Consider the following 23,251-nt stretch of genomic DNA (forward strand, 5'->3'; position numbering starts at 1 on the left):
CCGCGGCGGCTGGGGCTGTACCCGCAGGCCGCCCTGAAGCAGGGACCCACCCGCGGGCCACGTGCCGGTCAGTCGGGGGCGGGGTAGTAGACGCCGGCCTGGGCGTCCGCGAAGAGCGTGAACTGTACCTGCGGCTCGGCGTTGGCGGCGTCGAGCTCCACGGGCTCCGCGTTGACCAGGACGTAGTCGCCGTAGTCCTCGAAGTCACCCGGCGTGTCGGCTACGCCGATGTGGATCGGTGTCTCGTCGGGAACATCCGCGAGCACCTCACGCAGGCGCCCGACGGTCCACACGTGCGGCGAGTGATCGAACATGTCAGCCATGCGGTGAGAGTAGAACCAGGGCCCTCGGGATCGTGCACGCCGCGCCGTGCGCCGGGCACTGATGCCCGCAGAGGTTCCCTTCGGATCGGATGGGGCTTCAGTCGTCGAACTGGCTGGCAGCGGCTGCGATCAGGGTGTAGAGGTTTCCGTACGCCGCATACTTCTCCATCATCCGGCCGACGAGGTCGGGGACGGAAGTGCTGCCGGCCACGGCCCTGTCGAAGTCCTCGATGTAGCGCCGGCTCTGGTCGAGAACGCGTCGAGCGTCGTCGTCGGGTGCGTCCGGGTCCTTGTGGCCGGTGATGATCCTTTCCGGTCGCAGAGCCGCCAAGGCGTCCAGCGTGGCGAGCCACTCGGTCCGGGTGTCCGGCGTGGAGCGCCACAGCCACATATGGATGTTGTTGTAGGCGACGTCGCCGGAGACGACGGTGGCCAGATCGGGCACGTGGACCACGCTGTTGATGACACCGTCGCTCCGTCCGAGGACAAGCGGGCGCACGACGTGGCCGTCGATCTCGAGTTCGTCGGACGTCAGGGCCGTGGGAATGGCTGCCTTCTCATCGAACTGCCCCCCGAGCCATCCCCTCCAGCTCTCCAGCGACCGGGCCGACGTCTGGGCTTGGCTCACCACCTCGGGGAGGGACGCCAGTTGTGCCTGCGGAAATGCCGCCAGCGTGGGCCCGGCGCCGAAGAAGTGGTCCAGGTGTCCGTGGGTGATGTAGACCGTCGTCAGGTTCTTGCCCGACTCCCGCACCCAGGAGGCCAGTCGCTCACCCTCGGCCGTGGTGATCAGGGCGTCGACCAGGAGCGCGTCGGTGCTGCCGGAGATGAGGCTCGCCGTGGTGGCCGGCCATGTGGCCTGTTGCGGTGCGGTCCAGCCGGGCGGGTTCGGAACCGGCTTGTAGCCACTGTTGAACACATCGATGGACAAGGACATCGTGTCCTCCCTCGTTCGAGAGGTTGACGCACGCCGACTCCGGTGCCGCCTCGCTGGGCGGGCACACCTGGCTTCCTTCAGTTTCGGTGGCGTCGGCTGCCGACGCCCTTCGGCAGTCGTTGGCGCTCCATGGTCCCTCGTCGACGAAACCGTTCACTAAAACGAACGCAGGGTTCACCACCCCAGTGCGTTCGGTATAGTGAACGCATGGTTCATCCTGTGAGAGTTCTGGGCGGGCGTGGACGGGTCAGCGCCCACCTCGATGACCCCCGTCCGGGGCGGGTCTCTGTGCGCGTGAGCACCGTCGGTGAGAGAGGCGGGACGCCACGAGTGGCAGTCCGGCCCTGCCGGTTCCTTCGGCAGGGCGGGGGCCGGCTCGCCGTCAGGGGGACGCTGGAGGGCGCGGAGATCATCCTGGTTCGGGAGCAGTCGCACGCTGCGCCGCGCCTCCACAGGCGCATTCGCAGCCTCGGCAATCGCGCCGATGCGGCGCTGCCGACGCTGAAGATCAAGGAGCACCGCATCCGCGTGTCCTGCACCGCAACGCACAGGAGCCATTGATGACGCCCCCGCCTACCGGCCGCCTGCCCGTGAGCAGCACCGCAGCCGCGGTCGGCGCGAAGATCCGCCTGCGCCGCCAACAGCGCGGCATGAGCGCGGCGGAGATGGCCCGGCGCGCCGGGCTGAGCAAGGCCACGCTGTCGCAGCTGGAGGCCGGCAACGGCAATCCGACGATCGACACTCTGGACGCGATCGCGATCGCCCTGCGCATCCCGATCGCCGACCTGTTGGCGCGTGACGCCGACACCGGGCCTGTTTTCCGGCCGGCCACGGACAGGGAGCCCGGCGAGGTCTCCCGGGAACTGCTGCGCCGCATCAGCAGCGGCAACAGCCTGGAGATCTGGCGCCTGCGCATTCCTCCGGAGACGGAGCTGCCGGGCGTCCCGCACGCCACCGGCACGATCGAGCATCTGCTGATCGCCGCCGGACGCGTCACCGCCGGCCCCGTCGACGCCCCGCAGGAGCTGGCCCCCGGGGACATGCTCGCTTTCGCCGGCGACGCTCCGCACTTCTACCGCACCGGGGTCGAGGAAGTGGACATCACCGTCGTCTTCGCCTCGCCCATCAGCACCTGAGATCAAGGAAGACCCTCATGAGCACCACCCTCGCCACCACTCCCTCCGGTCGTGCCTTCATCAGCGACAACATGGCCGGAGCATCCCCGCAGATAGCCCGCGCCGTAGCCGACGCGGCCGCCGGGCAGGTCCTTCCCTACGGCAACGACCCCTTCACCGACAGTGCCCGCCGCAAGCTGAGCGAGATCTTCGAGCGGGATGTCGATGTCTTCCCGGTCTCCACCGGGTCAGCCGCCAACGGCCTGAGCCTGGCCGCCCTCACCCCGCCATGGGGCAGCGTGCTCTCTCACCCCGACAGCCACATCAACCACGACGAATGCGGTGCTCCGGAGTTCTTCACCGACGGTGCCAAGCTCGTCGGTGTCCCCGGGCCGGACAGCAAGATCGACCCCGAGCTGCTGGAGGTGGCGGTGCGCCGCCGGGCCGGTGACGTGCACACCGTGCAACCGTCCGCGGTGAGCCTCAGCCAGGCCACCGAGAGCGGCAGCGTCTACACCCTGGACGAGATCCGCCGCCTGTCCGCCATCGCCAAGGACGCGGGACTGCGCGTCCACATGGACGGTGCGCGCTTCGCCAACGCCCTGGACCACCTCGGCGCCACCCCCGCCGAGATGACCTGGAAGGCCGGTGTCGACGTCCTGTCCTTCGGCGCCACCAAAAACGGTGCGATGACCGCAGACGCCATCGTGTCCTTCGACCCCGCACTCGCCACCGAGCTCGCCTTTCGCGCCAAGCGCGCCGGCCAGCTCGCCTCCAAGATGCGCTTCCACACGGCCCAGATCGACGCGTATCTCACCGACGGACTGTGGCTGCGCAACGCCCGCCAGGCCAACGCGATGGCCACCCGGCTCGGCGACGGCCTCAAGGCCATCCCCGGCACCGGTCTTCTGGCCACGCCGCAGTCCAACATTCTCTTCTGCCGCCTGCCCCAGCAGGTCACCGAAGGGCTCCTCGCGGAGGGCTACGCCTTCTACCACGACCGCTGGGAGGCGGGGATCGTCCGGTTCGTCACCGCCTTCTCGCACAGCACCGACGACATCGACCAGCTCCTCGACGCGGTCCGCCGCCACACCCCCTGAGCCGGCGGCCTGCGAAACGCCCTGGCCTGCTCGACCACTCCGCCTCCCGATCGCCCGCCGCGGCGCCTGGTCGTTCATCGTCATCGTCATCGGCATGTCGATGCCTCGATGGGCCGGAGGGTGGAAATGATCAAGGTGTCTGCTGGGCAAATCCGCAGGCAGGGGGGGCTTGATCACGCAGGCACCACGCCGGGCTGTGTCGCCGACCGTACGGGCAGGTCACCGCTGCGGCACTGTCATGTGCATCCGCAGGTTGCCGCCGCCGCCGGTGGGGCGTCCCATGGAGGTAGGAACGAGCCCGGCGGCAGCGGGCCCGCACGTGCTACCGCCGCCAGACCGGGCGGATGCAGCCCCGACCGTGCACACACGGCGCCTTGCGGGTCGGCTGTGTGTGTGCCATCCGGTCAATGAGATGCCCTGACTCCCGGTCGGCCGGGGGTGGGGCGAGAGGGAGCCAAGTGTGTCCAGCTCCGACATTTTCATCGGCGAACTCATAGGTACCGCCGTACTCATCCTGCTCGGTGGCGGCGTGGTCGCCGCTGTCGTACTCAAGCGCTCGAAGGCACAGAACGCCGGCTGGGTGGCGATCACCTTCGGGTGGGGATTCGCGGTCATGACCGCGGTCTACATGGTCGGCGCGCTCTCCGGCGCCCACCTCAATCCGGCGGTCACGCTCGGTATCGCGATCGCGAACGATGACTGGAGCAACATCTGGGTCTACTTCGCGGGGCAGATAGTGGGCGCCATGATCGGTGCCGCACTCGTCTGGATCGCCTACTACGGACAGTTCCACGCCCACCTCACGGATCGCGAGATTCTCGCGGCCCAGCCAGAGGTGGAAGGGCTGGTCGACCAGAAGGCCGCGCCCAAGGCCGGCCCGGTTCTGGGAATCTTCTCCACCGGTCCTGAGATCCGTGTGGTGTGGCAGAACCTGGCGACCGAGATCATCGGCACCACCGTGCTGGTGCTCGCCGTCCTGACACAGGGCCTCAACGACAGCGGCAAAGGCCTGAGCATCCTCGGCGGGCTGATCGTCGCCTTCGTCGTGGTCAGTATCGGCCTCTCGCTCGGTGGCCCGACCGGCTACGCCATCAACCCGGCCCGTGACCTGGGCCCGCGCATCGTGCACGCCCTGCTGCCGCTGCCCAACAAGGGCGGCTCGGACTGGAGCTACGCCTGGATCCCCGTCGTCGGCCCGCTGGCGGGTGGGGCCCTGGCGGCGGGTATCTACCAGCTCGCGTTCACCTGAGCCGTCCTTCGACCTCGCGGGAGCACTCCGGTGACCGACGCACACACCTGCGGTCCCCTCTCCCCGCCCACATCGGGACGGACAGGGGACCAGGGGCCGCAGGTGTGTGCGCCGGTGACCGTGCGCACAACGTGCGCTCTCCCTGCGGCTGCCTGATCAGGCCGACCCATCAAGGCAAGGTGCAGACCTCATGACGACCCTCATGACCAGCACACGGCTGAGCCGCGTCGAGACGCGGGAGCGGCTGTCCATGGCGACGTACGACCTGTTGGTGATCGGCGGCGGCATTCTGGGCATCTCCACCGCCTGGCATGCCGCGCAATCCGGGCTGCGGGTGGCTCTGGTGGACGCCGGCGACTTCGCCGGCGCCACCTCCTCCGCCTCCTCCAAGTTGCTCCACGGCGGTCTGCGCTATCTGCAGACCGGCGCGGTGAAGCTGGTGGCGGAGAACCACTTCGAGCGCCGTGCGGTCTCCCGCCAGGTGGCCCCCCACCTGGCCAACCCGCTCACCTTCTATCTGCCCATCTACAAGGGCGGACCGCACAGCGCGGCGAAGCTGGGAGCGGGAGTGTTCGCGTACTCCGCGCTCTCCGCCTTCGGTGACGGCGTCGGCCACCTGCTGAGCCCGGAGAAGGCGGTCCACTCAGTGCCGGAGCTGCGCACCGACAACCTCCAGACCGTTGCGGTCTACGGCGACGACCAGATGAACGACTCGCGCATGGCACTGATGACGGTCCGCGCCGCTGTCGAGTCGGGTGCCACCGTTCTCAACCACGCCGAACTGCAAGGGCTGCGCTTCACCGGAGGCCGGGTCACCGGCGCGGAGCTCAAGGACCGTATCGACGGCACCGAGTTCGGTGTCGATGCGCGTCTGGTGCTCAACGCGACCGGTCCGTGGGTGGACCACCTGCGCAGGATGGAGAACCCGAACGCGGCCCCCTCCATCCGGCTCTCCAAGGGCGCCCATCTGGTGCTGAAGCGCACCTCGCTGTGGAGGGCGGCGCTGGCGACCCCGATCGACAAGTACCGGATCACCTTCGCCCTCCCGTGGGAGGACATGCTGCTGCTCGGTACGACCGACGAGGAGTACGTGGGCGACCCGGCGGACGTCGGGGTCAATGAGAACGACATCGCCCAGATCCTGGAGGAGGCCGCGTACTCGATCCGCGACCAGCAGCTGTCCCGCGATCTGATCACCTATTCCTTCGCCGGTCTGCGGGTCCTCCCCGGCGGCCCCGGCGACACCTCGACAGCGAAGCGCGAGACGGTGGTCACCGAGGGAAGCGGCGGCATGCTCTCGGTTGCTGGCGGCAAGTGGACGACCTTCCGCCACATCGGCCGCACGGTGTTGCAGAAGCTGGAGTCACTGCCCGGCCACCCGCTGGGAGAGGGGTACGAGCCGGTCTCCCGGCTCCCGAAGGGACTGCCGCTGCCGGGTATCGCCAACCCGCGGGCTGTCACCCGTGGGCTGCTCACCGACAACACGGCACAAGGCCCGCAGATGGCCGCCGACACGGCCCGGCACCTGGCGACCCACTACGGAACCCTGGCCTACGAGATTGCCTGTCTCGCTCATCGGGATCCCGCCCTCGCCGAACGCATTCACCCCGACGCCCCCGAGATCTGGGCGCAGGTTGTCTACGCCCGCGATCACGAATGGGCCGAGACGGCCGACGACGTGTTGCGCCGCCGTACCACCCTCACCATCCGCGGCCTCGCGACGGACCAGATCCGCGCCCGGGTCGAGGCAATCCTCGCGGCGAAGGCTCTTTGACGGATCTCGCGCGGTTCCGGCGCCTTCGTCCGTGCGCCGGTCACATCATGTCGGTGTCGACAGTTGCCCGGTCGTCGAGCAGATCGGTGAGGTGAGCGCCGAATCGGTTCTCCAGGTCGCCTTCCCTCTGCAACCCGCGTGCGAACAGGGCGGCGACGCGCTGCCGGGTTTCGGGCCAGGTGAGGGCTTCCGCGAAGGCGTTGCGGCCGGCCAGAAGCCTGTCGACCGGGGGTAGGGAGACCTGATTCACGAGGTTCTTCGCGCTTTCGATCGGGCGACGGTCGAAGGAGGCGAGGCGCCGTGCGAGCGTATCGACGAATCCGTCCAGGTCGCCGTCCGGAAGGGACCGGTTGACCCAGCCGTAGCGTTCGGCGGTGTCGCCGTCGAAGTCGTCGGCGCCGAGGATGATCTCCAGCGCACGACCGCGGCCGGTGAGCAGGGGAAGGCGCTCCGTGGCCCCGCCTCCGGGTATTACCCCCGCGCCGACCTCGGGTTGACCCAGAACGGTGTTCTCGCGGGAGGCGAAGCGCATGTCGCAGGCGAGGATGAATTCGCTCCCCACGCCCCGGACACGGCCGCGGATTTTCGCGATGCTCACCACAGGGGACTCGGTCAGGCGGACGAAAGTGTCCGTCGGGATGGCTACGCCGGAGGGCCCGGCGGCCTTGGCGATGCTCGCCGATTTGCCGGACATGTCGAAGTGGGCGAGGTAGAAGTCCGGGTTCGCGCTCTCGAACACGACGACGCGAAGAGTCGGGTTGTTGTCCATCCGTGCGAGCAGGTACTGGAGTCCCTCGAACACGGTGTGGTCGACCACGTTGAGGGGCGGGTTGTCGAACAGGACCCGCCAGTACGCGGGCGTTTCCTCGATGATGCGCACGGTCGCTGCTGATTCGGTCATGCTGTCCATGTTAGATGCTGAATTTAAAAATGCAAGCCAGGAGTCCTGCTGCGCATCCGTTCCGGGGGTGCCGCGGGTGGCGGTCCCGTTGTGACTCTGACTTGCAAGAGAAAACTCAGCCGGTACACTGTCGGATACGACAGTCCGGCAGCTGGGGATTCGCGGAACCCCGCACGACATGGAGGTGGGGAGTGTCAACCGGAAAGCAGTTGTCCGATCTCGCGGTTGACGAGCCGGCCTGCTCCATCGAGCGGAGCCTGCAGATTCTCGGCGAGCGCTGGTCGTTGCTCGTACTCCGAGAGGTCTTCGCGGGCAAACACAAGTTCGCCGAGATCCAGTCGTCCCTTGGCATCGCCTCCAACCTGCTCAGCGCTCGGCTCAAGCTGCTGGTCGAGACGGGCGTGCTGGACACCCAGACCTACCAGGAACCGGGCAGTCGGCCGCGGCAGAGCTACCACCTGACGGCGGCAGGGAACGACCTCCGGGTGGTGCTTGCCGCGCTCCAGCAGTGGGGCGACGTTCACCGACCGCGCCCTTCGGGCCCCTCCGCGCTCCGGCGGGTGCGCTCCACGAACGGGCCCGCACATGTCGGGTTCCTCGATGACGACGGCCACGAAGTGCCCGCGGCGGACGTGGTCATGCTCGAGGAGATGGCTGACACGGTCTGATCGGAAGTGCTTTCCGCGCCCTGTCAGCCTGACGGAACACATGCCCGTACGGGCAGAGCTGAGCACCCTTTTGTGGTCTGAGCGGTCCTACGACGGGGACCACGTCGGGAGGGGGACCACTTCTGTCGTGTCCTCCGGCCGGACGCGTTCGGGCAGGGACCCGAACCGGGCGTGCCGCGCCGAAGCGACGGCGTCTTCGGCCCTGTCTCGCTTCTGGGCCTTCTCGGTGTTCGGCACGCGCAGCTTCCTTTCGCTTGGATGCCGGGGACTCGGTGGGCGCGCACAGGATGGATCCCGGCGCATGGGCTTACCGATCGCTGTGTCGACCGGGGCGCCGCCCGTGCAGATCGATCTGTTCCGCAGGGCGGCATGGTCGGTTTCAGAGGCCGTGGGTGAGGGTTTGTTCGGCCCAGATGAGTTTCCCGTCGGGTGTGTGACGGGTCCCCCATCGGCGGGACAGTTGGTCGACGAGGAGCAGGCCGCGGCCGCTCTCGCCGGTGGCGGGGGCGCGATGCAGGCGCGGGGAACTGCCGCTGGTGTCGTGCACTTCGCAGGTCAGGGCCTGGTGCCGGATGAGGCGCAGCCGGATCGGCCCGGAAGCGTGCCGGACGGCGTTCGTGACGAGTTCGCTGACGATCAGTTCGGTGGACGCGGTCAGGTGCTCGAGACCCCAGTGCGTCAGCTGGACGCGGGCCAGGGCCCTGACGCAGCTGACCATGGAGGGGTCGGCGGGGAACTCCCAGGAGGCGACCTGGTCCGGGTCGAGCGCGCGGGTGCGTGCGAGAAGCAGGGTGATGTCGTCACCGTGGGCAGACAGACGCTCCACCGCGGACGAGGTGACGGCGTCCAGGGGCAGTCCGGTGGCCCCGGCCAGTGCGTCGGCAAGGTGGTTCATGCCGGCGTCGATGTCGTGGTCGCGGGCCTCGATCAGGCCGTCCGTGTAGAGGGCCAGCACGCTGCCCTCGGGCAGTTCCAGGGTGACGGACTCGAACGGGACCAGGCCGACGCCGAGTGGGGCTCCCGGGGGCAGGTCGGGGAAAGATACTTCTCCGTCCGGGTCGATGACCGCGGGTGGCGGGTGGCCGGCTCGGGCGAGGGTGCATTGCCGGGTGACCGGGTCGTACACGGCGTACAGACAGGTGGCGGCGATCGTCGCGGCGGCCGGGTCGAAGGGGTCGGCATCGGCCTCGGCGAGGCGTATGACCTGGTCGTCGAGGCGGGAGAGCAGTTCGTCGGGAGGCAGGTCCATGTCGGCCAGGGTGCGCACGGCGGCACGGAGTTGGCCCATGGTCGCCGCCGCGTTGATGCCGTGCCCGGCCACGTCGCCGACGACCAGGCCGATGCGGGCGCCGGACAGGGGGATGACGTCGAACCAGTCGCCTCCGACACCGTGGTGACTGTCGGCCGGCAGGTAGCGCCAGGCCACGTCGGCGGCAGAGCCCCCGGTCGGGCGATGGGGGAGCAGATGACGCTGCAGGGCCAGCGCCGCGGAGCGCTCACGGGCGTACCGGCGGGCATTGTCCATGGACAGCGCGGCCCAGCCGACGAGTTCCTCGGCCAGCAGGAGATCATCCTGGTCGAACGGCACACGAGCGTCCGCCCGCACGAACACGGCTACTCCCAGCACGGCGCCTCGCGCCCGGATGGGGACGATCATCAACGAGTGCATCCCGTGGTCGCGGGCCTTTTCCGCCCGCGCCGTGTCGTCCCGGCCCAGCCAGGTGCCCAGGGAGGTGTCCTTCACGAAGGGGGACTCTCCGGCGCGCAGGACACCGGTCAAGGGTGACGCCGGAGGGACGAGCACCGGCTCGCCCCGTGCGAACAGGGCCTCGGGAACACCCGCATGGATCGAGGCAAGACCCGCCCGGCGGAATGCGGGGACCGGTCCGTCGTGCGGGCCCAGGTGTACCGGCGGCTCCTCACCGAGCGAGACGGACTCCACGAGGTCGACGGAGGCGTAGTCCGCCAGCAGCGGCACGGCGACGTCGGCCAGTTCCTGCCCCGTCCGCACGACATCCAGGGTGTTCCCGATCCGCTTGCCGGCCTCGCCCAGGAGCGCCAGACGCTCGCGCGCCCGCCGGGTGTCGGTGACATCCACGATCACGACGCACACGCCCAGCGCACGGCCCTGCGCATCGTCGAGGCGGAAGAAGGAGGCCAGGAGCGTGGACTCCTGGCGCACATGCGCCGGAGCGAAGGTACGGAACTCCACATTGATCGTCGGCACGCCGCTGTCCAGCACCTGACGCATCAGTGCTTCGAGTGTTTCGGCCCGTCGGCCCGGCGCGGCCTGGGTCGGCGTGCGCCCCAGCCGCTGCTCGAGCGGGATGCGGTCTCGGGCGCCCTGGGCGTCGTTCGCCCACGTACAGAGCAGTTCGGTGTCGCGGATCACGACGCCGACCGGCGGGCGGCTCGGCAGATGCAGCGCACCCGGGAGCGACACCACCCCCGATCCGCCGGTCGCCCATGAGGACAGCGCGGCCGCCTCGGCCGCGGACACCACCCACCGTGCCCGGCCGTCCTTCCCGGACAGTGGCTGCATCCACAGGCGTACGTCGATGCTGTGACCGTCGCGGTGACGGATCGTGGTGAAGCCGGACCAGCCGGAGGAGGCACCGCTCTGCTGGGAGAACGACGATGCCTTCGCCAGGTCCTCGGCGTCAGCCAGCAGGAAGGCGGCGGAGCGGCCCACCACGTCCGCGGGCGCATGGCCGACCAGCCGCTGGGCGGCTTGCGTCCAGCCGACCACTGTCCCCTTCGCATCGAGCAAAGCGACCGCCGCGCCGTCCATCCGGGCGGCCGCGGGCGCATCGGTGACCATCGTGTGTGCAGAACTGTCCATGGGTCCTTCTTCCTTCCGTGCGACGGACCCGTAGCGAGCCCTGCCGTCTTCGGGCACGCCTGTGCCGTCCGGGCGACGCCTCAGGTGCGGGGTGCGGAATCGAGAGGCTGAGAGAGGGCGGCTTTGACCCGCCGGGTCTCTTCGTCGGCGAGGACTTCGATCCAGCCATGGGACAGGGCTTGGACGGTCTGCTCGGCCACGTCGGCCGCACTGATCTTCGGTTCGTCCGTCCAAGCGCTGAGGGCCGTGTCCACGAAGCCGGAATGGACCCCGATCACCGCCGTACCCTGATCGCGCAGGCCCTGCCGCAATGCGTCCGTCAGGGACCATTGGGCTGCTTTGGAGGCGGCATAGCCGGTGAACAGAGGCCGTCCGGCCCAGGAGGCCAGCGACAGCATGTTCACCAGTGCACCGCCGCCGTTGCGGGCGAGGATGGGGGCGAACGCCCGGGAAACAGCCCAGGTTCCGAAGTAATTGACCTCCATCGCCCGGCGCGCGTCGTCGAAGCTGCCCTCCAAGAGGCTGGTGCCGGTGCCTCCGATACCCGCGTTGTTGATCACGATGCTGACGTCGCCCGCGGCAGCGGCGGCCTCGGCGACCTCCTCGGACTTGGTCACATCCAGGCGCAGGGGAGTGAGATCGTCATCGACGACGGTTGCCGGGTCACGGACGCCTGCGTAGACCTTGGTCGCACCGTGCTCCATCAGTGCTCGGGCGAATGCACGGCCGATGCCACGGTTGGCCCCCGTGACCAGGGCGACTGATCCCTTGATGTCCATCGTTCTTCTTCCTTTGCTGTGAGGGTTCTGTGGTCGGGCAGGGCCGGTGGGAGTGATGCCACCTGCCCGGGGCGGGGGCGACTTCGCCCGCGCCTCTTGCGCGGGCCGTTGGCGGAGGAGGCCGCCGACAGCACTGCCGGATCGGGTAGCCCGGATCAGGCGCGCGACTGTTCGGTCAGTGTTGGTGTGCCATGGGCGCGGGCGGGTTCGGGACGGTCCCCGTCACCGGCCGACTCGTTGTGAGGGGGTGATGTCGTGCGTTCGCGCGGGCTCGTCTCGTCCTCGGCCGCGATGAGTGCACGGTGCGCCAGTGCTCGCGGGTGCAGGTCGCGGAGTTGGAGATCGGTGAAGTCGGGACCGAGCTCCTGGCGGATCTCGTTCTGTGCGTTGTCGGAGAAGGCTCTGAACTTGCGTAGGAGAGCGGATGCGTCGGAGATTGCCTTGGGGAGTTTGTCCGGGCCGAGGACGACGACGGCGATCACGAACATGGTGAGCAATTCGAGCGGGCCTATGTCGAAGAACATGTGGCTTCCTGGGCAGTGCGGTTCACGAGTAGTGGTTGTCAGTTGCTGTGGTGCGACTCGTCGAGGGCGGGAAGGGGCGAGGGCTCGTCGGGGTCGAGGTCTGTGCCTGCCGTGGTCCTGCGGCCTCGGCGGCGGTCGTTGAGCCAGGCGATGCCGCAGGCGACCAGGTACAGCACGGTGATGGGGCCGGCGAGCGCGAGCAGGGTCAGAGGGTCGCCGCTGGGTGTGGCGATGGCGGCGAATGCGGTGACGCCGATAATCATGTGCCGCCACCACCCGGCCATGCGGTGGGCACTGAGAACGCCGGCCAGGTTGAGCATGACGAGGAGCAGGGGGAGTTCGAAGGACACTCCGAAGACCACGACCAGGCGGGTGGCGAGGTCGAGGAAGTCGTCGATCGGCAGGATGTTGGTGGCCTGGTCGGGGGTGAGGGAGATCAGCAACTGTGCCGTCGTGGGAAGGACGGCGTAGGCGAATGCCGCTCCGGCCAGGAAGAGGGGGATGCCGGTGGCGAGGAAGATGAGGGTGTACTTCTTCTCGCCGCTGCGCAGGCCCGGGGCGAGAAAGGCCCAGAGCTGGTAGAGCCAGACGGGGCTCGCGCCGATGAGGCCGGCGGTCAGTGACACCTTCAAGGCCAGAGTGACGGGCGAGAGCAGACCGTTGGTGGCGATGATCCCGCAGCGTCCGGATCCCGCCGGGCTGCTCCCCTCCAGCGGGTTGCAGCCCGGCAGGGGCGCGATGACGACGTCGATCAGTTGCTTGTAGAACAGCCCCGCGACAACGGTAGTGACGATGACCGCGCCGGTCGCCTTCACCAGACGGTTCCGCAGTTCGCGGAGGTGGGCCGCAAGGGGCATGTGCCCCTCGGGGGCCCGGGATGTGGTTGAAAGCATGAGCAGACCTCGTTCCTCCCGCGGACGCGTCGGGAGTCAGCGCGTGCTGACGGTTTCCTGGATGTGTGCTGTTGCAGGGGCCTCCGGCGGCTCGGGCATGGCGTGGGGCTCGTGCGGGGGACCGTCCTGGCCTGCGGATTCGACCCGGACCGCGGAGCCGGCGTGTGCCGGAGCGGCGCCGTGGACAGTGGTCTCGCCCTCGCTGGTGCGCATGGCCTTGGTCTCGCTCTTGAGGATGCGCATGGACTGCCCGAGCGAGCGCGCCATGTCGGGCAGGCGCCTGGCGCCGAAGATCAGGAGGAAGACGACGAGGATGATCAGGATTTCGGGGGCACCGATCTTGCCGAACATGATGGTTGTGCCTTTCGTGGATGGGAGCGGCGATCGTTTCGCCGTCCATGTGCGTGGGAGATGGTGCGGGCGAGGGCATGTGTCCGCCCCCGCCCGCACGGGTGGCTAGCGAAGGGGCCGGAACCCCGTACGAAGCTCTTCTGTGAAGACCTTCGGCTGCTCCCAGGCCGCGAAGTGCCCGCCCTCGTCGAGCTTGTTGTAGTGAATGAGGTTGGGGTAAGCCTTCTGCGCCCAGCTCCTGGGGGCTTGGAAGTTCTCGTCCGGGAAGGCGCTCACGGCAGCCGGGATGGTGACACCGTTGGGGATGAGGGTGTACTTGTTCTCCCAGTACAGGCGAGCGGCAGAGACCGCCGTGTTCGTCAGCCAGTAGAGCGTGATGTTGTCCAGGACGTCGTCCCGTGTCAGGCCTTCTCGGTGTCCGTCGAAGACCCGGGAGATCAGCTCCAGACTGCGCCCGTCGTGGTCGAGCAGGAAGGCCGCCAGACCGATGGGTGAATCGGTCAGCCCGGTCAGCGTCTGCGGGCGCGACCCCATGAAGCGGGCGTAGGCGAGGTGCTTGTAGGTGAACTGCAGCTGCTCGTACGCGTGCTTCTCGTCGGCCGAGAGACCGGGGGGCACCGGGCTACCGGTCGCGAGCGCCTTGGAGATGTCGGGCGGAACCACACCGGGCAGGTTGGTGTGGATGCCGACCAGGCCCGCGGGTTTCAGCACAGCCATGCGATCGACGATGAGCGCGCCCCAGTCGCCGCCCTGCGCCGCGTACTTCGTGTATCCCAGGCGCTTCATCAGCTCTGTCCAGGCACGGGCGATGCGGTCGGGTCCCCAGCCGGTTGCGGCCGGCTTGCCGGAGAACCCGTAGCCGGGCAGCGACGGGATCACCACGTCGAAGGCGTCCGATGCCTTCCCGCCGTGGGCGGTGGGGTTGGTGAGCGGTTCGATGATCTTCAACTGCTCGATGACCGAGCCGGGCCATCCGTGGGTGACGATGAGCGGCAGAGCGTTCCTGTGCTTGGAGCGGACGTGGATGAAGTGGATGTCCAGCCCGTCGATCTCGGTGATGAACTGCGGCAGGGCATTGAGCCTCTTCTCGACCTTCCGCCAGTCGTATTCCGACGCCCAGTAGCGCGCGAGCTCCTGCATCGTCGCGCGCGGCACACCCTGTGAGTGATCCGCGACGCTCTCGTGCTCGGGCCAGCGGGTGGACACGATGCGTCGCCGGAGGTCGACAAGGTCCCTCTCAGGGAAATGGACACGGAAGGGACGGATGCCCCCGCCCACTGCCGCACCCTTGCCGGCTCCCGTTTCGGCCGCGGCGGCCGACTGGGCGGGGAACAGGCTGAAGGATCCCGCGACCACTGCTGCCGCCGTCGCAGCGGCCGAGGTGGAAAGGAAAGTCCGTCGAGAGTGCGGCGGAAGGACTTCAGACATGGTGAATCTCCAAAGGTTGTTCGGGTGTCGCCGTACAAAGGCCGGCGCAGGGATGTCGACGGCGACCGGTTGATCGTTTCGGTGGCCTGCGACCGATGTGCGGATCTGCGAGTGCTGTCCGATTCGGTCGTGTCATCCACATTAGACCCTAAATTTAATTTTGCAAGTCAGGGTGGCGGGGTGCGCGAAAGAGGGGGCGGCCGACGCCGCTGGGGGGGGGGTGAAGGTGAGCTGCCGCGGTCCCGCCGAGCGAGGTGGCGCACGGGTTCGAGGGGCCATCAGTGCGATGCGGCGATATGGGAGGCGCGTCGCTCTCGCCGCCGGACGACCGACCGACCTCGCGCCAGGCCGTCACCACTCAGGCCGCGAGGGGCGAGGCGGGCACGCTTCCTCGACGTGCCATGCATCCACGCCGCGTCCTCAGCGTCCACCTGAGCCGGTCTCCGACGTACGCGGTCAGCCGACCCGCCCGGGTCGGTGCAGCCGGTGGGCTCTGGATGGCGGGTCATCGTCCGCCCTAGGCTCGGCGCATGACTGAGTGCGTGCAGGTGTACACAGCAACTGAGAGCCGCGAGGCGGCGGTGAAGCTGGCCAAGGGAGCGACGGAGGCCCGGCTCGCTGCCGGTGCGCAGGTGGTCGGCCCGGTCACGTCGGTGTTCTGGCACCTCGGGGAGTTCGGCGAGGGGGAGGAGTGGCAGGTGATCTTCAAGACGACGACGGCCCGCTATTCCGCACTCGAAGCGCACCTGCTGGAGCGCCACCCCTGGAAGAATCCGGAGATCAACGCGGTGCCGATCGTGGCGGGTTCCGCGGCGGGCCTGGAATGGATCGCTCGCAGCGTCGCCGAATGATCACATTGCCGTGCGGTCCAAGACCTCTGCGACCGGAGCGACCGCCCGGAAGGGATGAAGCCTGAGCAGGAACTCGTGGGCGCGCTGCTGGGGTCGCACTGACCCGACGCCGGCGGAGAGGTCCATGGCTTTCGCGATCACAATTGCCGACTGCTCGACCTCGCCGGCGTCAAGGTACGCGTGTGCCAGCCAGGTGAGGTACAGCGCCTTGTCGCGAGCGTGAGTGTCGTCGAAGTCGGCCAAGGCTGCTTCGAGGGCGGGCACGGCTCGCAGAGGGCGGTGCAACTCGGTCCAGCAGCGGCCCTTCATGATCTGGAGCTCGCGGGTGTTGACCCAGGATGACCAGTCGGGCCCGGGGCGGTCGCCGGCTGTCCCGGTCAGAGCTTCCTCAGCGAGGCCGAGTGCCTGCTCCGTCTCGTTGGCCTGGCCGGCTTTCGCATGGGCCCAGGCGCGCCGTTCGAGGAGAAGGGCCCGGACAGTCGCGGGGGCGTCGGCCCTGGCTGTCTCGCAGGATGCGGCGGCCGTCGCCACCCCCGAGGTACCGGCGCTGACCTGCTGGTAGGCGAGGAAGGCCAGCGAGTTCCCGGCCAGCGCGGGATCCTGGGCGGCGGTCGCCGCCTGATAGGCCTTGTCGTAGAGAGCAGACGCCTCGGTCTGCCGACCTGCGTCGAACGCGGCCCAGCCGGCCTGCTGGGCTTGCTCGGCCACCAGGCTCAGGAGCTGTCGTCCCGTCGCCTCGGTGTACGACGCATTGCGCAACAGGTTCATGGTGGAACCGAGTTCCGCGCGGTAGATGTGCCGTGTATCGGCTCCGCCCAGCACGTCATCGAGGCTGCGGAGACGGGTGGTACGTCGCTGCAGGTGCCGTAGCTCACGCTGTCCGATACGGCGTCCTGATGGTGTTGCCGTCGTCGCGGCTGTACCAGTGGCGATGCCTATGGAAGCTGCGAGAAACCTCCTGCGCTGCACTTCGTCTCCTTCGAGATCCACGGTTCCCAGATCATCGGAACTGGGAAAGCCCGCAATTCTTGGGGTGACAGTCGCCAGCGGAGAGCTCAGCTCCGGAGGACTTGCGGGCGAGGGCTGCGACGCCCCCTCCCAGGGGCGCGGGGCCATCCCGACGAGGTGGCCCGGGATGCGCAAGGCATCTGCGATGTACCCGATCTTCTCGTACGTGGTGATCGCGCCGTCGCCTCGCGCCAGCTTCCCTACACGCTCCGGTTTGATGTCGCACGCATCGGCGATCCTGAGAAAGCTGATCCCACCCCATTGCCGGGCCAGCTTGAAGACCTGACCGAAGTCGTGCCTCCGCAGCGCAGCCTGCACATCGGCTCGGCCGAGGACCTGCGCCGGTAAAGCCGATGGTGGTGAGACGTCTCCCGACATGCACTTCCCCAAATCTGCCTGGGATCCAGGAATACCAGCGCTTCTCCGCGCGGAGCTTACCCATCATGGGTACCCCTATCGCCGGGAACCGGCGAGGCGTTGAGGCGGCCATCCTCTGAGTCATGCAGAAGCGACAGGATGCGCTGAACGGCCCGGTGGTGCGCCGATGGACACGCCATCCGCGCTGCGTGGGCCTGGCCCGGGAAGAGCTGGCCAAGACGCTCGCCGCATGGGGTATGGCCGAAGTCGAGGACGCGGCACTCGTCGTGCTCTCGGAACTCGTCACCAACGCGGTGATCCATGCGCGCGTTTCACCCGGGCGCGAAATCGAGACCCGCTTTCAGCTGGCTGGTGCTGACCTCCGCATTGAAGTGCATGACAGCTCTGATGTAAGGCCTCGCAGCCAGGACCCGAGCAGCGAATCGGAACGCGGCCGAGGGCTGTCACTGGTCAGCGCGCTGGCAGACCAGTGGGGCATCAGCGAACGCGACGGGGTTGGAAAGTCCGTGTGGGCTCTCATCGCTTACCGCCACAGGTCGGCGTCAGCCGATGGACGGTAGCCAAGAACCCTTGGACGATGTCGCGTTACCCGATCAGTCAGTGAGACCTCGTTCGGTAACGCGGCACGCCGACTGGACCCTGAGTACGGACAGGCAAGGCAGCGGTCCGGTCTATGAGGCCGAGTGCACGACGTGCGGCGCATCCTCCGAAGCGGCTGAGACCAAGGACGAGCCCGAGCTCTGGTGTCTGCGGCACGCAGGGGCCTCCGGGCACACCGGTTATCGCGGGATCACGACCGCGTTCTTCCGCGCCACCTTGTTGGGAGGTGCTGACGCATGAGGCAACGTCTCTGCGCCTGCGGGGTGGTCGCGTTCTGACCCGTGGGCTACGTTCCGTGGCGTCGTCCGGCCGCCCCGGTGGCGCGTTGTGCGACGGTGTCCCGGCACAGCGCGCCTGACTGGACGTGGCGATTGCGCGGAGCCCTGGCTGCGAGTCTCCGGTGGTCGCTGCGGCAGGCCGGTCGATGTCGCTTCGCTCGACATCGACCGGCCTGCCGCGGCGATCACACACCTCCTCGTGGCCCGCTGTCGTGTCGTGGAGGAATGCCGTGACCACAGGCCTTATCGTCCCTTGAGGGTCGGCCGGTGCTCGCGTACTCCCCGAGCGTGGACTGCCGAGACACCGCGTATGCGGCCCCTGTGTCACGCCAACACCGCCGCAGCCAGGTCCGGACAGCGCAGGACCGTGTCCCTGATGGAGTGTCATGACCTCAGCCGGTTCCGGGGAGCAGCAGACATCGCTCGTACGCGCCTCCGCTGTAGCGCGCCACGGAAAGCTCTGGCTGGTGCCGACCATCCTGTGTGCGCTGGTGGCCGTGTGCCTGACGCTGCTCTACATGGGCGGCATCCTCGACCCGAACGGGAATCTGCGCCGATTGCCGATCGCCCTGGTCAACACGGATGAGGGCCCGGCGCAGCCAGGACAGCACCAGACCGTGGGCACCCAGGTGAGCCGGTTGGTTGTCGCCAAGACCCCACCGGACACCGTGAGGTGGCGCCACCTCAGCCGAGCTCAGATGCAGGACCAAATGGCGTCGGGCAAGATCTACGGCGCCCTGGTCATCCCCGCCGACTTCACCACCTCGGTGACGGCGCTGACGACCCCGCGTGCCACGGCACGGCCCACGCTCACCGTCCTGACCAACCCCGGGCTGGGCAGCCTCGGCTCTGCCCTGGCCACCCGCATCGCTCAGAACGCGGCTCACCAGGCATCCCTGGAGATCGGCCGACAGCTGACCGCCCAGGCTCCCGCCCAGGGCTCCGCCACCACGACCCGGGCGCTCCTGGGCGACCCCATCACCATCACCACTCAGGTGGGCCACCCCATCGGCAGGCACAGTGGCCTCGGCCTGACTGCCTTCTACTACACCCTGCTCCTGGTGCTCATCGCGTTCGTCGGCGGCAACATCATCAACAGCGGCGTCGATGCGGGCCTGGGCTACACCGACAACGAAATCGGGCCGTGGCACACCCGGCACCCGACGGTGCCGATCAGCCGCACGCAGACGCTGCTGCTCAAGATGGTCATGACTGCGGGAATCACTGTGCTCACCACCAGCCTGCTGATGATCGCCGCGATCGCGATCCTGGGCATGGACGCGTCGCACCTGCCGCTGCTGTGGATCTTCTCCTTCTGCGCGAGCCTGGCCGTGGGCCTGGGAGTACAGGCCATCAACGCCGCCTTCGGCGGGATCGGCCAAGTGGTCTCCATGTTTGTGTTCATCGCCCTGGCTCTGCCGTCCTCAGGGGCGACGATTCCCCTCCAAGCCGTTCCCGACTTCTACCGCTTCCTGGCGCTGTTCGAGCCGATGCGGCAACTGAGCGACGGAGTGCGGGCCATCCTTTATTTCGACGCCCGGGCCGATGCCGGGCTGATGCGAGGGTGGGGCATGATCGCGATCGGCGTCGCTCTGGCCCTGGCCTTCGGGTTCGCCATGACGCTCTACTACGACCGCAAGGGGCTGCACCGCCTGGGTCCGCTACGCGCCGAAACGAGCGGCCAGGCACCCTGATCGCTCGTCCTGTTGACGTTTCTGGATAAGGCCGTTCTCGATGTCTGGGGCAAGCCGCTCGAGACCGTGGTCACGAAGGCCACTCGGCATGAGAGGAACGCGCCGACGGGGAAGGTCACCGGATCCTGGTGGGAGTGCTCGCTGGAGCGGCTCGACGGTACCGGGCTCGAACGGAGCCTCGGAGAGTCGGACTTCGTCCCGCTGGGGAAAGCGTGCCCCGAGGGCGCGAAGGCTGGAGACCGCCTTGTTGTGTACGCGGTGCCTGGAGGTTTCGCCGCGCCGCAGACGAACACTCCTGTCGGTGGGCTCTGGCTCGTTGTCGCGTTCACTGCCGCGGCGACGGCAGCTGCGGCGACGTTCACGTCCGTCGGAACGAGTCGTGCGGGCATGCCGGCGCCAGGGATGGCCCAGTGGTTCGTACGAGGCCGGCCAGCAGTTCCACCAGGCCGCAGGTGAAGCCGCGGCTGGTGGCAGCCGTGGTGGTGGCATGATCCGGCATGGTCACCAGGTTGCCTGCCGCGGCGACATGGAATGAACTCGTACCTCCGGCCCTCGCCATGACGAGATCCGGCAGACCGCAGACTGTTCGTCAGACGGGAGACACCGACGCATGGATTCGCCACCATCACCACCCGGGGCGGGACGGACGGAGGGATCGTCCGTCAAGATCGGCGCTCTCGTTCCGCTGACTCGGCCTGGCTGGGTCGAGGCAGGCCGACACCTGCTCGCCGGGCTCGAGTTGGCCGCTCACGATGTCAACGGCGCCGACGGGATCGTGGGAAGACCACTCGAGCTGGTGGTGCGAGATACCGCAGCCGATCCACGGAGGGCCGCGGCGGCCGTGGAGGAGTTGGCTCGTCTGGGCGTGGCTGCCGTGGCGGGGGAGTATCACAGCGTCGTCGCTCGCGCCGCGGCCACCAGCGCCGACGCGCTCGGTGTGCCGTTCCTCTGCTCGTCAGCGGTGCTCGACGCGCTCACCGAGCATCCGACGGATCGGGTCGCGCGCCTCGCCCCGGCGCAGTCCCACGGCTGGCGGATCTACGCGGACTTTCTTCTCGGTGCGGGCCACAGCGCCATCGCCGTGGCGGCCGAGCCGAGTGTCTACTGGGCATCCGGGGCCCGCATTCTGCGGAACCACCTCGCTCCACGCGGCGGCAGCGTCGTCGAACTCGACATGCGTGCGCTCACCCCGGCGGCCGTGTGCGACGAACTCGTCGACAACCGCACGACTGCCCTCCTTCTTCTGGTCGGTCACCCCGAGCCGGCAGTGTCGATCGTCAAGTCCGTCCGCCGCGACCCACGCCTCGCCGGGATCATGATGGGTGCTCCGGCTGGTCAGCCGGAGTTCGCCGAGTGGGCGACGTTGCTGGGCGACGACAGCGCCGCGATCCCGTTCTTGCGCTACCTGCCCGAGCGCCTCAGCACACTCGGTTCACGCGTTGAGACCGACCTTCGTGAGCGGCTGGCCGAAGCGCCCTCCTTCGTCGCCTTCGAGGGCTACGACACGGTCACCGTCCTCGCCGAAATGCTGCGCTCCTGCGGCGCCGATCGGGCGAGCACTGCCACTTCCTGGCCGCATGTTGCAGTCGAAGGCACTCGCGGGCAGATCACGTTCTCCCGCACGCCGGGCATCAGCGTTTGGCAATGGACCGGTACGCCGATCCAGGTCGTCGATCGCGACCCGGCGGAACCCGATCGCTTTCGGATCCTTCACACCGGCTGAGAAGGCGGCTTGTCGCTGCCCTGGGGAAGCGTACGGGGTCGGCTACCGGAGCGTCCGCCCCATCCCGTGCTCGGTTCCAGGCGTTCCGTTCGGCTACCGGGACTAATCGCAGTGCACCGGGCTTTAGCCCGGTGGTGAAGCGATTCTCAGGGCTGCTGTGACCCGCAGGTTACAGTGGACGATTCTGCTGCTCGATGTACTGACGGACGGCCGACAGGGGGGCTCCGCCGACCGATCCGGCGAAGTATGAGCCGGACCACAGCCGTTGCGCCCGTCAGTAGTGCCGGACCGGTTCCGGATACTCCTGGCGGAGCCTGCGCGAACTGACGCCCTTCGAGCTGTTGACCAGCTTGGACAGGGCGGCCTTCGGCGGGAAGTTCACGAGCAGGTGGACGTGGTTGCTCTCGCCGTTGAACTCGACGATCTCGCACTCGAAGTCCCTCGCGACGTCCCGCATGATCTCCTCCATCCGGCGAAGGTGGGCGTCGGTGAAGACCTTGTGCCGGAACTTCGTCACGAAAACCAAGTGGGCGTGCAGGACGAAAGTGCAGTGGCCGACCAGTGCGGATGTTCTGATACTCAGTCATAAGTCAATGGGAGTACGGTGATCGACATGCAGCTCAGGTACTCCTTCCGGATGTACCCGAACGGCCCTCAGCGCTCGGCGCTGGCCAGGGCTTTCGGGTGCTCGCGGGTGGTCTACAACGATGCGCTCCGCGCTCGTGAGTCCGCCCGCACGGCAGGGCTGCCGTTCGTGACGTCGGCCGAGTTGTCGAAGCAGGTCACGGCGGCGAAGAAGACCGAGGAACGAGCTTGGTTGGGCGAGGTCTCCGCCGTCGTACTCCAGCAGTCCCTTCGGGACCTGGACACCGCCTACCGGAACTTCTTCGACAGCCGCAAGGGCAAGCGCCCGCGCATGGGCACGCCCCGCTTCAAGAGCCGCAAGGACAACCGGCAGGCCGTCCGCTTCACCGCCAACGCCCGGTGGAAGATCACGACCGGCGGGGATCTGTCGTTGCCGAAGATCGGCGATGTCCGGGTGAAGTGGTCCCGCACGCTGCCCTCCACGCCGTCCACGGTGACCGTGGTCAAAGACGCGGCCGGAAGGTACTTCTGCTCGTTCGTGGTCGAGACCGGCACGGATGATCCGCTGCCCGAGGTGGCCGGTCAGGTCGGCATCGACCTGGGCTTGACGCACTTCGTGATCCTCTCGGACGGCACGAAGATCGACAGCCCTCGCTTCCTGCGCCGAGCCGAGAAGAAGCTCAAGCGGGAACAGCGCCGCCTGTCCCGAAAAGCCAAGGGCAGCAACAACCGGACCAAGGCCCGCATCAAGGTCGCCCGCGCCCACGCGCAGGTCGCCGACGCACGGCGCGAGTTCCACCACCAACTCTCCACCAAGCTGATCCGCGAAAACCAAGCGGTCGCAGTGGAAGACCTGGCGGTCAAGGGACTCGCCCGCACACGCATGGCCAAGTCCATCCACGACGCCGGATGGTCGTCGTTCCTCACGATGCTGGAGTACAAGGCAGCCCGGTACGGGCGCGGCTTCCACCGCATCGGACGCTTCGAGCCGACCTCACAGGTCTGCTCCCAGTGCGGCATCAAGGACGGCCCCAAGCCCCTGAACATCCGCGTGTGGGAATGCCGGGAGTGCGGGGCGGTCCTCGACCGGGACATCAACGCGGCGGTCAACGTCGCCAAGGCTGCCGGACTGGCAGTGTCAGCCTGTCGAGCGCGAGTAAGACCGGGACCTGTCCCGGCGCAGCGCGAAGAAGCAGGAACCCACCGAGACGGTCAGCCGACCGTGGTAGGAATCCCCTCCATTTAGGGAG

At 68.2% G+C, this 23,251-nt stretch carries 20 protein-coding genes and 1 pseudogene; 10 read left to right on the forward strand and 11 right to left on the reverse strand.

The genetic code is table 11. The features are described 5' to 3' along the window. Nucleotides 1-68: 68 nt before the first annotated feature. Both RPQ07_RS35605 and RPQ07_RS35610 read right to left on the reverse strand, forming a co-directional pair. Nucleotides 69-323, reverse strand: coding sequence for a DUF6225 family protein (locus RPQ07_RS35605; protein WP_313948394.1), 255 nt, complete (start codon nt 321-323; stop codon nt 69-71). Nucleotides 324-420: 97 nt separating this feature from the next. Then, nucleotides 421-1,260, reverse strand: coding sequence for an MBL fold metallo-hydrolase (locus tag RPQ07_RS35610; protein ID WP_313948395.1), 840 nt, complete (start codon nt 1,258-1,260; stop codon nt 421-423). A gap of 560 nt (nt 1,261-1,820) precedes the next feature. Here RPQ07_RS35610 and RPQ07_RS35615 point away from each other — a divergent pair. From RPQ07_RS35615 to RPQ07_RS35630, 4 genes are all read left to right on the forward strand, one after another. Further along, a complete protein-coding gene (locus RPQ07_RS35615; RefSeq protein ID WP_313948396.1) occupies nt 1,821-2,396 on the forward strand; it encodes an XRE family transcriptional regulator in 576 nt (191 codons plus the stop codon). A 17-nt stretch (nt 2,397-2,413) separates the two neighbouring features. Next, nucleotides 2,414-3,475 carry a low specificity L-threonine aldolase gene (locus tag RPQ07_RS35620; protein ID WP_313948397.1) on the forward strand — a complete coding sequence of 354 codons (1,062 nt, stop codon included), beginning with the start codon at nt 2,414-2,416 and terminating at the stop codon, nt 3,473-3,475. Nucleotides 3,476-3,935: 460 nt separating this feature from the next. Beyond that, on the forward strand, nt 3,936-4,724 hold the full coding sequence (locus RPQ07_RS35625; RefSeq protein ID WP_313948398.1) for an MIP/aquaporin family protein: 789 nt from the start codon (nt 3,936-3,938) through the stop codon (nt 4,722-4,724). A gap of 190 nt (nt 4,725-4,914) precedes the next feature. Further along, nucleotides 4,915-6,498, forward strand: coding sequence for a glycerol-3-phosphate dehydrogenase/oxidase (locus RPQ07_RS35630; protein WP_313948399.1), 1,584 nt, complete (start codon nt 4,915-4,917; stop codon nt 6,496-6,498). A gap of 40 nt (nt 6,499-6,538) precedes the next feature. Here the strand turns inward: RPQ07_RS35630 and RPQ07_RS35635 are convergent, their stop codons facing one another. Beyond that, complete coding sequence (locus RPQ07_RS35635; protein WP_313948400.1) at nt 6,539-7,399, reverse strand: enoyl-CoA hydratase/isomerase family protein; 861 nt, start codon at nt 7,397-7,399, stop codon at nt 6,539-6,541. A 191-nt stretch (nt 7,400-7,590) separates the two neighbouring features. On the opposite strand from RPQ07_RS35635, the gene RPQ07_RS35640 reads away from it, so the two are divergent. Beyond that, nucleotides 7,591-8,067 (forward strand): helix-turn-helix domain-containing protein, encoded by a 477-nt coding sequence (locus RPQ07_RS35640; protein ID WP_313948401.1) that lies wholly within the window; start codon nt 7,591-7,593, stop codon nt 8,065-8,067. Between the two features lie 379 nt (nt 8,068-8,446). Here RPQ07_RS35640 and RPQ07_RS35645 read toward each other — a convergent pair whose 3' ends face one another. The 6 genes from RPQ07_RS35645 to RPQ07_RS35670 all read right to left on the reverse strand — a co-directional run bounded on the left by RPQ07_RS35645 (nt 8,447) and on the right by RPQ07_RS35670 (nt 14,884). After that, the gene (locus RPQ07_RS35645; protein ID WP_313948402.1) at nt 8,447-10,909 is read right to left on the reverse strand and encodes a SpoIIE family protein phosphatase; all 2,463 of its coding nucleotides are present in this window, start codon (nt 10,907-10,909) and stop codon (nt 8,447-8,449) included. Between the two features lie 80 nt (nt 10,910-10,989). After that, a complete protein-coding gene (locus tag RPQ07_RS35650) occupies nt 10,990-11,688 on the reverse strand; it encodes an SDR family oxidoreductase (protein WP_313948403.1) in 699 nt (232 codons plus the stop codon). A gap of 155 nt (nt 11,689-11,843) precedes the next feature. Then, on the reverse strand, nt 11,844-12,212 hold the full coding sequence (locus RPQ07_RS35655) for a sec-independent translocase (RefSeq protein ID WP_313948404.1): 369 nt from the start codon (nt 12,210-12,212) through the stop codon (nt 11,844-11,846). A 38-nt stretch (nt 12,213-12,250) separates the two neighbouring features. Next, entirely contained in the window at nt 12,251-13,105 is an 855-nt protein-coding gene (gene tatC, locus RPQ07_RS35660; RefSeq protein ID WP_313948405.1) for a twin-arginine translocase subunit TatC, read from the reverse strand. A gap of 36 nt (nt 13,106-13,141) precedes the next feature. Beyond that, entirely contained in the window at nt 13,142-13,456 is a 315-nt protein-coding gene (gene tatA / locus RPQ07_RS35665; protein WP_313948406.1) for a Sec-independent protein translocase subunit TatA, read from the reverse strand. 105 nt (nt 13,457-13,561) lie between these two features. Next, nucleotides 13,562-14,884 carry an epoxide hydrolase family protein gene (locus RPQ07_RS35670; protein ID WP_313948407.1) on the reverse strand — a complete coding sequence of 441 codons (1,323 nt, stop codon included), beginning with the start codon at nt 14,882-14,884 and terminating at the stop codon, nt 13,562-13,564. 530 nt (nt 14,885-15,414) lie between these two features. Here RPQ07_RS35670 and cutA point away from each other — a divergent pair. Beyond that, nucleotides 15,415-15,735, forward strand: coding sequence for a divalent-cation tolerance protein CutA (cutA, locus tag RPQ07_RS35675; RefSeq protein ID WP_313948408.1), 321 nt, complete (start codon nt 15,415-15,417; stop codon nt 15,733-15,735). On the opposite strand, the gene RPQ07_RS35680 is transcribed toward cutA, so the two are convergent. After that, nucleotides 15,736-17,121 (reverse strand): XRE family transcriptional regulator, encoded by a 1,386-nt coding sequence (locus RPQ07_RS35680; protein ID WP_313948409.1) that lies wholly within the window; start codon nt 17,119-17,121, stop codon nt 15,736-15,738. 122 nt (nt 17,122-17,243) lie between these two features. On the opposite strand from RPQ07_RS35680, the gene RPQ07_RS35685 reads away from it, so the two are divergent. The 3 genes from RPQ07_RS35685 (at nt 17,244) to RPQ07_RS35695 (ending at nt 21,416) form a co-directional block, all read left to right on the forward strand. Then, nucleotides 17,244-17,681: an ATP-binding protein gene (locus RPQ07_RS35685; protein WP_313948410.1), complete on the forward strand. Its 438-nt coding sequence runs from the start codon at nt 17,244-17,246 to the stop codon at nt 17,679-17,681. 704 nt (nt 17,682-18,385) lie between these two features. Then, nucleotides 18,386-19,693, forward strand: coding sequence for a DUF3533 domain-containing protein (locus tag RPQ07_RS35690; protein ID WP_313948411.1), 1,308 nt, complete (start codon nt 18,386-18,388; stop codon nt 19,691-19,693). A 610-nt stretch (nt 19,694-20,303) separates the two neighbouring features. Further along, nucleotides 20,304-21,416, forward strand: coding sequence for an ABC transporter substrate-binding protein (locus RPQ07_RS35695; protein WP_313948412.1), 1,113 nt, complete (start codon nt 20,304-20,306; stop codon nt 21,414-21,416). Between the two features lie 169 nt (nt 21,417-21,585). On the opposite strand, the pseudogene tnpA reads toward RPQ07_RS35695, so the two are convergent. After that, nucleotides 21,586-22,003, reverse strand: a pseudogene (gene tnpA / locus RPQ07_RS35700) (IS200/IS605 family transposase). A gap of 26 nt (nt 22,004-22,029) precedes the next feature. Between tnpA and RPQ07_RS35705 the strand changes: the two are divergent. Beyond that, a complete protein-coding gene (locus tag RPQ07_RS35705) occupies nt 22,030-23,247 on the forward strand; it encodes an RNA-guided endonuclease TnpB family protein (RefSeq protein ID WP_313948413.1) in 1,218 nt (405 codons plus the stop codon). Nucleotides 23,248-23,251: the final 4 nt, after the last annotated feature.

This window comes from Streptomyces sp. AM8-1-1, assembly GCF_032229325.1.
Lineage (GTDB): Bacteria > Actinomycetota > Actinomycetes > Streptomycetales > Streptomycetaceae > Streptomyces > Streptomyces achmelvichensis.

Bases quoted from the DNA above. Each gene is read 5' to 3' on its own strand.
- RPQ07_RS35645 (WP_313948402.1), bottom strand. From the start codon at position 10,909: ATGGACAGTTCTGCACACACGATGGTCACCGATGCGCCCGCGGCCGCC.
- RPQ07_RS35655 (WP_313948404.1), bottom strand. From the start codon at position 12,212: ATGTTCTTCGACATAGGCCCGCTCGAATTGCTCACCATGTTCGTGATC.
- RPQ07_RS35610 (WP_313948395.1), bottom strand. From the start codon at position 1,260: ATGTCCTTGTCCATCGATGTGTTCAACAGTGGCTACAAGCCGGTTCCG.
- tatA (WP_313948406.1), bottom strand. From the start codon at position 13,456: ATGTTCGGCAAGATCGGTGCCCCCGAAATCCTGATCATCCTCGTCGTC.
- RPQ07_RS35605 (WP_313948394.1), bottom strand. From the start codon at position 323: ATGGCTGACATGTTCGATCACTCGCCGCACGTGTGGACCGTCGGGCGC.
- RPQ07_RS35680 (WP_313948409.1), bottom strand. From the start codon at position 17,121: ATGTCGGGAGACGTCTCACCACCATCGGCTTTACCGGCGCAGGTCCTC.
- RPQ07_RS35690 (WP_313948411.1), top strand. From the start codon at position 18,386: ATGACCTCAGCCGGTTCCGGGGAGCAGCAGACATCGCTCGTACGCGCC.
- RPQ07_RS35635 (WP_313948400.1), bottom strand. From the start codon at position 7,399: ATGACCGAATCAGCAGCGACCGTGCGCATCATCGAGGAAACGCCCGCG.
- RPQ07_RS35620 (WP_313948397.1), top strand. From the start codon at position 2,414: ATGAGCACCACCCTCGCCACCACTCCCTCCGGTCGTGCCTTCATCAGC.
- RPQ07_RS35650 (WP_313948403.1), bottom strand. From the start codon at position 11,688: ATGGACATCAAGGGATCAGTCGCCCTGGTCACGGGGGCCAACCGTGGC.
- RPQ07_RS35615 (WP_313948396.1), top strand. From the start codon at position 1,821: ATGACGCCCCCGCCTACCGGCCGCCTGCCCGTGAGCAGCACCGCAGCC.
- RPQ07_RS35685 (WP_313948410.1), top strand. From the start codon at position 17,244: ATGCAGAAGCGACAGGATGCGCTGAACGGCCCGGTGGTGCGCCGATGG.
- RPQ07_RS35670 (WP_313948407.1), bottom strand. From the start codon at position 14,884: ATGTCTGAAGTCCTTCCGCCGCACTCTCGACGGACTTTCCTTTCCACC.
- RPQ07_RS35705 (WP_313948413.1), top strand. From the start codon at position 22,030: ATGCAGCTCAGGTACTCCTTCCGGATGTACCCGAACGGCCCTCAGCGC.
- tatC (WP_313948405.1), bottom strand. From the start codon at position 13,105: ATGCTTTCAACCACATCCCGGGCCCCCGAGGGGCACATGCCCCTTGCG.
- cutA (WP_313948408.1), top strand. From the start codon at position 15,415: ATGACTGAGTGCGTGCAGGTGTACACAGCAACTGAGAGCCGCGAGGCG.
- RPQ07_RS35630 (WP_313948399.1), top strand. From the start codon at position 4,915: ATGACGACCCTCATGACCAGCACACGGCTGAGCCGCGTCGAGACGCGG.
- RPQ07_RS35695 (WP_313948412.1), top strand. From the start codon at position 20,304: ATGGATTCGCCACCATCACCACCCGGGGCGGGACGGACGGAGGGATCG.